Here is a 7244-nt window from a genome sequence, read left to right on the forward strand (position 1 = left end):
TTTGCTATTTAAGCAAGCTACAATACGCCCCCAAATTTTATCAATAAAAATCAGAAAGAGAATTATTATGCCCTTTGCTATTGGTCAGCGCTGGTTGAGTGAAAGTGAAAACGCTTTAGGATTAGGTATCATTACCGCATTAGATCAAAGAACTGTCACGATTTATTTCCCTGCGGCGGATGAAACGCGTATATATGCTGCTGCACAAGCGCCTTTAAGCCGAATTGTATTTAGCAAAGGTGAAACATTATCCCATCAAGCAGGCTGGCAAGGTAAGATTTTAGACGTTCAAAATATGAACGGTTTGCTATTTTATTTAGTTAAAAATCCACAAGGTGAAGATGTCATTGTGCAAGAACGCGATATTTCATCGATTATTTCTTTTAGCCAAGCGAAAGAGCGTCTGTTTTCAGCGCAAATTGATCGTAGCAGTCATTTTGCATTGCGTTATCGCACGCTTTGTCATCAACAAGCACAATTTAAATCGTCATTGCGTGGTTTACGCGGAACGCGTGCGGGGTTAATTCCTCATCAGCTTCATATTGCAGCTGGAGTCGGTAATCGAGTTAATCCTCGCGTGTTATTGGCGGATGAGGTTGGTTTAGGGAAAACCATTGAAGCAGGAATGATTTTGCAGAATCAACTTTTTGCTGAGAAAGTGCAACGTGTTTTTATTATCGTGCCAGAAACGTTACAACATCAATGGTTGGTGGAAATGCTTCGTCGTTTTAATTTGCATTTTTCACTTTTTGATGAAGAACGGTGCAACGATTTTGATCTTGATGCAGTTAATCCATTCATGACTGAAACCTTAATTATCTGTTCTCTGAATTGGTTAGAAACTCATCCAAATCGAGTAGAGCAGGCGCTCAATGCTCAATTTGACTGTTTAATTGTGGATGAGGCGCATCATCTCGTGTGGTCCGAATCTTCACCAAGTGCGGCTTATTTATTAGTTGAACAGCTTGCTCGTATCATTCCATCCGTCTTGTTACTCACTGCAACCCCAGAACAACTTGGGCAAGAAAGTCATTTTGCTCGTTTGCGCTTACTGGATCCAGAACGTTTCTTTGATTATCAAACCTTTGTGAAAGAGCAGAAACGCTATCAACCTGTGGTTAATGCCGTTGAATCTTTGTTGGCAAATAAGGCATTAAGTGCGGTCGAAAAAAATCATATTTCTGATTTATTGCTTGAACAAGATGTCGAGCCACTTTTTAAAGCGATTGCATCAAATAATGATGAAGAACAACATCGTGCCCGCCAGGAACTGGTTCAAGCCTTAATTGATCGTCACGGCACGGGGCGAATGTTATTCCGCAATACACGTCAAGGAGTGAAAGGTTTTCCACACCGTGTTTACCACCAAATTACACTCTCTGAAGAGAATGATAAAATTGATTGGCTGATTGATTTCCTCAAACTCCATCGCGATGAAAAAATTTTTGTGATTTGTCAGACAGCGGCAACGGCGATTCAGTTAGAACAAATTTTGCGTGAACGTGAGGCGATTCGTGCCGCAGTGTTCCACGAAAAAATGTCTATTATCGAACGGGATAGGGCTGCCGCTTATTTTGCAGATTTAGAAAATGGCGCACAGGTTTTACTCAGTTCGAGTATCGGCTCGGAAGGGCGTAACTTCCAATTCGCAGCAAATTTAGTGTTATTTGATTTACCGACAAATCCTGATTTATTGGAACAATGTATTGGCCGATTAGATCGTATTGGACAAAAACGTGATGTACAAATTTATGTGCCTTGTGCGAAAGATTCGCCTCAAAGTCGTTTAGCGCGTTGGTACAATGAGGGGCTGAATGCTTTTGAACAAACTTGTCCAATGGGAATGGCATTATTTTCTCAGTTTGCCGATGAGTTGGAAAAAGTGCGGTCAAATTTTACCGCACTTTCAGAGAATGAATTTTTTGAATTATTAAAACAAACTAAAACAGCACGGGAAAAACTCAAGATTGAGTTAGAAAAAGGTCGCGATCGTTTATTAGAGCTAAATTCTCATGGCGGTGAGCAAGCACAAGCGTTAGCGGATCAAATTGCTGATGAAGATAATTCGCCTGAGCTTGTAAATTTTGCCTTAAAATTGTTTGATATTATTGGCGTAGAGCAAGAAGATCTTGGGGCTAATAGTATTGTAATTAGTCCAACTGGGACAATGCTTGTGCCTGATTTTCCGGGTTTAAAAGAAGAAGGTGTGACGGTTACCTTTGATCGAGAACTTGCCCTTGCTCGTGAAGAAATGGAATTCTTGACTTGGGATCATCCTATGATTCGTCAGGGTATTGATCTTGTTGCTTCTGGTGATATTGGCAAAGCCGCAATGGCATTGCTTGTAAATAAACAACTGCCCGCTGGAACCTTATTAATTGAATTGATTTACGTGGTGGAAAGCCAATCGCCAAAAGGGTTACAGCTTAATCGTTTCTTGCCGCCAACGCCTATTCGTCTGCTGCTTGATAACAAAGGAAATAACATTGGTGAGCAAGTTGCTTTTGAAACATTGCATAGCAAATTGAAACCACTTGGTAAAAATATTGCTAATCAAATGGTGAAAATGGCACGGGCCAATATTGAAGCCTTGATCACGCGAGGCGATCAACTCGTAAAATCTTTAGCTGAACCGATTATTTCTGAGGCTAAAAATCAAGCAGATCAACAATTAAGCGCAGAAATTAACCGTTTACAGGCTTTGCGAGCCGTGAATAAAAATATTCGCCAAAGCGAAATTGATATTTTGGAACAACAACGAACACAATCACTGGATGAGCTTTCTAAAGCAAATTGGCGTTTGGATTGCTTGCGTGTCATTGTGACGAACAAGGAATAAAAATGGCATTGATTGAATACAATCCGCCTCTTGAACCTTATTTAGATATTATTTATCAAGATAATCATTTGTGCGTGGTGAACAAACCTAGCGGTTTGCTTTCCGTGCCGGGCAATCAACCACAATATTACGATAGTACAATGAGTCGAGTGAAAGAAAAATTCGGTTTTTGTGAGCCAGCTCATCGTTTGGATATGGCAACGAGCGGTATTATTGTGTTTGCTTTAAGTAAGGCGGCGGATCGTGAATTAAAACGTCAATTTCGCGAACGTGAACCAAAAAAACATTATCAAGCGATTGTTTGGGGACATTTGGAGAAAGATTATGGCGAGGTAAATTTGCCAATGATTTGTGATTGGGAAAATCGACCTCGCCAACGTTTGGATTTCGTTTTAGGAAAAAGAGCGGTCACAAAATTCGAAGTTTTAGCACGTTTGCCCAATAACAGTACTCGCGTGAAACTGACGCCCGTGACAGGCAGATCTCATCAATTACGCTTGCACATGTTAGCATTGGGGCATCCAATTCTAGGCGATAAATTTTACTCTCATCCTCAGGCTAAAGCTATGTCGCCAAGATTATGTTTGCACGCAGAAGAATTGACGATTACCCACCCCATTACTGGGGAAATAATGACCTTTAATGCAAAGTCAGATTTTTAAATTTGCGTAGAAACTTGAGATCACGAATGAAAAACTTTTTAGCTCAACAGGGAAAAATCACGCTAATTCTCACCGCACTTTGCGCGCTTATTTATATTGCTCAACAGCTGGGTTTTGAAGACGATATTATGTATTTGATGCATTACCCCGCTTACGAAGAGCAAGATAGCGAAGCGTGGCGTTATATCTCACATACACTGGTACATTTATCTAATTTGCATATTTTGTTTAATTTGTCTTGGTTTTTTATTTTCGGTGGAATGATTGAGCGCACTTTTGGTTCGGTCAAATTATTGATGTTGTATGTTGTAGCTTCCGCTATAACAGGGTATGTGCAAAATTATGTGTCTGGCCCCGGTTTCTTTGGGCTTTCTGGTGTTGTATATGCGGTTCTAGGTTATGTATTTATACGTGATAAATTGAATCATCATTTATTTGATTTGCCAGAAGGTTTTTTCACAATGTTATTAGTGGGGATCGCATTAGGTTTTGTTAGCCCATTATTTGGTGTTGAAATGGGAAATGCAGCGCATATTTCAGGCTTGATTGTCGGCTTGATTTGGGGATTTATCGATAGCAAATTACGTAAAAATTCGCTACAGTAGGTGTATTCAATTTGGATAAAGGGTTTTCTATGAAGCAGTCGTTACGGCATCAACAAATTATTAAACTGGTGGAACAATCCGGCTATTTAAGCACGGAAGAATTGGTTGCTGCCTTAGATGTTAGCCCTCAAACAATTCGCCGTGATTTGAATATTTTGGCAGAGTTAGATTTAATTCGTCGCCATCATGGTGGCGCGGCATCGCCATCTTCTGCAGAAAATTCTGATTATGTGGATCGTAAACAATTCTTTTCATTACAAAAAAATAATATTGCACAGGAAGTTGCGAAGTTGATTCCTAACGGCGCATCGTTGTTTATTGATATTGGTACCACGCCTGAGGCTGTCGCCAATGCATTGCTTGGCCACGAAAAACTCCGAATTGTGACGAACAATCTGAATGCCGCTCATCTTTTACGCCAAAATGAAAGTTTTGATATTGTCATGGCGGGCGGATCATTACGAATGGATGGTGGAATTATCGGCGAAGCTACAGTGAATTTTATTTCTCAATTTCGCCTAGATTTCGGGATTTTAGGGATTAGCGCGATTGATGCTGATGGTTCATTATTGGATTATGATTACCACGAAGTACAAGTCAAGAGAGCGATTATTGAAAGTTCACGTCAGACCTTATTAGTGACCGATCACTCTAAATTTACGCGCCAAGCGATTGTTCGATTGGGTGAATTAAGTGATGTGGAATATTTGTTTACGGATGATGTTCCTGAAGGAATTGTTAATTATCTGAAAGGTCAGAAAACGAAATTAGTTTTATGTTAGGAATGAGAAAGTGCGGTAAAAATAATGGTTTTTTACCGCACTTTTTATATGTTTTATAGGCAATATTTATTTTGTTGTTACTTGGCAAATTAGGTAGAATAAGCCCACATTTATATAAGGATTCAAAATGAAAATAAAGACGATTTTGACCGCACTTTTCGGCGTAATTGTGCTGACAGGTTGTGCAAATAAGAACGACACAAAACAAGCGAGTGAGCGTAATGATACCCTTGAAGGGTTCAATCGAACCATGTGGAAATTTAACTATAACGTTATGGATCGCTATGTGTTAGAACCCGCTGCAAAAGGTTGGAATAACTATGTGCCTAAGCCTATTTCTTCAGGTCTTGCTGGCATTGCAAATAACCTTGATGAGCCAGTAAGCTTTGTGAACCGCTTAATTGAAGGTGAACCGAAAAAAGCATTTGTTCACTTTAATCGCTTTTGGATTAACACTGTATTTGGTCTAGGTGGCTTTATTGATTTTGCGAGCGCAAGCAAAGAGCTGCGTGTAGATAATCAACGTGGATTTGGGGAAACTTTAGGTAGCTACGGCGTAGATGCTGGGACTTATATTGTGCTACCGATTTATAATGCAACAACGCCACGCCAATTAACGGGCGCGGTGGTTGATGCGGCTTATATGTATCCATTCTGGGAATGGGTGGGTGGTCCGTGGTCGTTAGTGAAATATGGTGTGCAAGCGGTGGATGCCCGTGCGAAAAATATCGATAACGCGGAGTTGTTACGCCAAGCACAAGATCCATATGTAACCTTTAGAGAAGCGTATTACCAAAATTTACAATTTAAAGTGAGTGATGGCAAATCAACAGAAAATAAAGAATCGCTTTCTGATGACGTGCTAAAAGAAATTGATTAATAAACGAAAAAGTGCTGTGAAAAATAACCGCACTTTTATCAACCAAGGAGAAAATGATGACTCAAATTATTCATACTGAAAAAGCACCGTCAGCTATCGGCCCTTATGTTCAAGCGGTTGATCTTGGCAATTTAGTTTTAACCTCAGGGCAAATTCCCGTGAATCCTGCAACAGGCGAAGTGCCCGCTGACATCGTTGCACAAGCACGTCAATCTTTAGAAAATGTGAAAGCGATTATTGAGAAAGCGGGTTTAACCGCTGCAGATATTGTAAAAACGACTGTTTTTGTGAAAGATCTTAATGATTTTGCAGCGGTTAATGCAGAATACGAACGTTTCTTTAAAGAAAATAATCACCCTAACTTCCCTGCTCGTTCTTGCGTAGAAGTTGCACGTTTACCAAAAGATGTAGGATTAGAAATTGAAGCGATTGCTGTAAGAAAATAATTTTCTGTTTGGTAATTTCTGCTTAAAAGTGCGGTCATAAACTCGCATGTTTTTGACCGCGCTTTTTGTTTGTATGCTGATAACAAAAATTTTACATTACACCTTGAATTTTTTGTGAATTTTCCCCACTAAGGAAATACTAACCCTAACTTTGAGAGAACACATTATGATGCGTATTCTTCTTTTCTTGGCAACCAATATGGCTGTAATGCTGGTATTAGGTATTATTTTAAGTGTGACTGGTATTGCTGGAAATAGCACCGGCGGCATTTTAATTATGGCGTTGCTATTTGGTTTTGTTGGTTCATTAATTTCATTATTCCTGTCTAAAACGATGGCATTACGTTCTGTAGATGGAGAAGTGATTACTCAACCTCGTAATCAAACTGAACATTGGTTAATTGATACCGTTAGTCGCCAAGCACAGAAAGCAGGTATTCCCATGCCAGACGTGGCAATTTATCATTCACCCGATGTGAATGCTTTTGCGACAGGCGCGACGAAAAGCAATTCTTTGGTGGCAGTAAGCACTGGATTATTAAACAACATGACTGAGGCTGAAGCTGAAGCTGTTTTAGCGCACGAAATTTCCCATATTTCCAATGGGGATATGGTGACTATGGCGTTATTACAAGGCGTATTGAATACTTTCGTGATTTTCTTATCGCGCGTTATTGCAACAGCGGTAGCAAGTTCGCGTAACAATAATGGAGAGGAAACGCGCAGTTCAGGTATTTATTTCTTGGTTTCGATGGTATTGGAAATGCTCTTTGGTGTGCTTGCGAGTATTATCGCAATGTGGTTCTCCCGTTACCGCGAATTCCGTGCAGATGCTGGTTCAGCAAGTTTAGTAGGCAAAGAAAAAATGATTATGGCACTGCAACGTTTGCAACAACTTCACGAACCACAAAATCTCGAAGGGTCTTTAAATGCCTTTATGATTAATGGAAAACGAAGTGAACTCTTTATGAGCCATCCGCCACTCGAAAAGCGTATTGAAGCCTTACGCAATCTTTAATAATTACAAAAA

Annotated in this window: 7 protein-coding genes; all 7 read left to right on the top strand. The window is 39.9% G+C overall.

Annotated features, from left to right (window positions below; genetic code table 11):
• The first annotated feature begins 67 nt into the window (after positions 1-67).
• Complete coding sequence (gene rapA / locus AAX18_RS02885) at positions 68-2839, top strand: RNA polymerase-associated protein RapA (RefSeq protein ID WP_046952884.1); 2772 nt, start codon at positions 68-70, stop codon at positions 2837-2839.
• A gap of 2 nt (positions 2840-2841) precedes the next feature.
• Complete coding sequence (rluA, locus tag AAX18_RS02890) at positions 2842-3501, top strand: bifunctional tRNA pseudouridine(32) synthase/23S rRNA pseudouridine(746) synthase RluA (RefSeq protein WP_005629608.1); 660 nt, start codon at positions 2842-2844, stop codon at positions 3499-3501.
• 26 nt (positions 3502-3527) lie between these two features.
• Positions 3528-4106 (top strand): rhomboid family intramembrane serine protease, encoded by a 579-nt coding sequence (locus tag AAX18_RS02895; protein ID WP_005629606.1) that lies wholly within the window; start codon positions 3528-3530, stop codon positions 4104-4106.
• Positions 4107-4135: 29 nt separating this feature from the next.
• Positions 4136-4888 (top strand): DeoR/GlpR family transcriptional regulator, encoded by a 753-nt coding sequence (locus AAX18_RS02900; RefSeq protein ID WP_005643940.1) that lies wholly within the window; start codon positions 4136-4138, stop codon positions 4886-4888.
• Positions 4889-5015: 127 nt separating this feature from the next.
• Complete coding sequence (locus tag AAX18_RS02905) at positions 5016-5768, top strand: MlaA family lipoprotein (protein WP_005629599.1); 753 nt, start codon at positions 5016-5018, stop codon at positions 5766-5768.
• Between the two features lie 56 nt (positions 5769-5824).
• Complete coding sequence (locus AAX18_RS02910; protein ID WP_005629596.1) at positions 5825-6214, top strand: RidA family protein; 390 nt, start codon at positions 5825-5827, stop codon at positions 6212-6214.
• Positions 6215-6377: 163 nt separating this feature from the next.
• Positions 6378-7232, top strand: coding sequence for a protease HtpX (gene htpX / locus AAX18_RS02915; protein ID WP_192885354.1), 855 nt, complete (start codon positions 6378-6380; stop codon positions 7230-7232).
• Positions 7233-7244: the final 12 nt, after the last annotated feature.

The sequence above is a fragment of the Haemophilus haemolyticus genome (genome assembly GCF_001008205.1).
Classification (GTDB): Bacteria; Pseudomonadota; Gammaproteobacteria; order Enterobacterales; family Pasteurellaceae; genus Haemophilus; species Haemophilus haemolyticus_Q.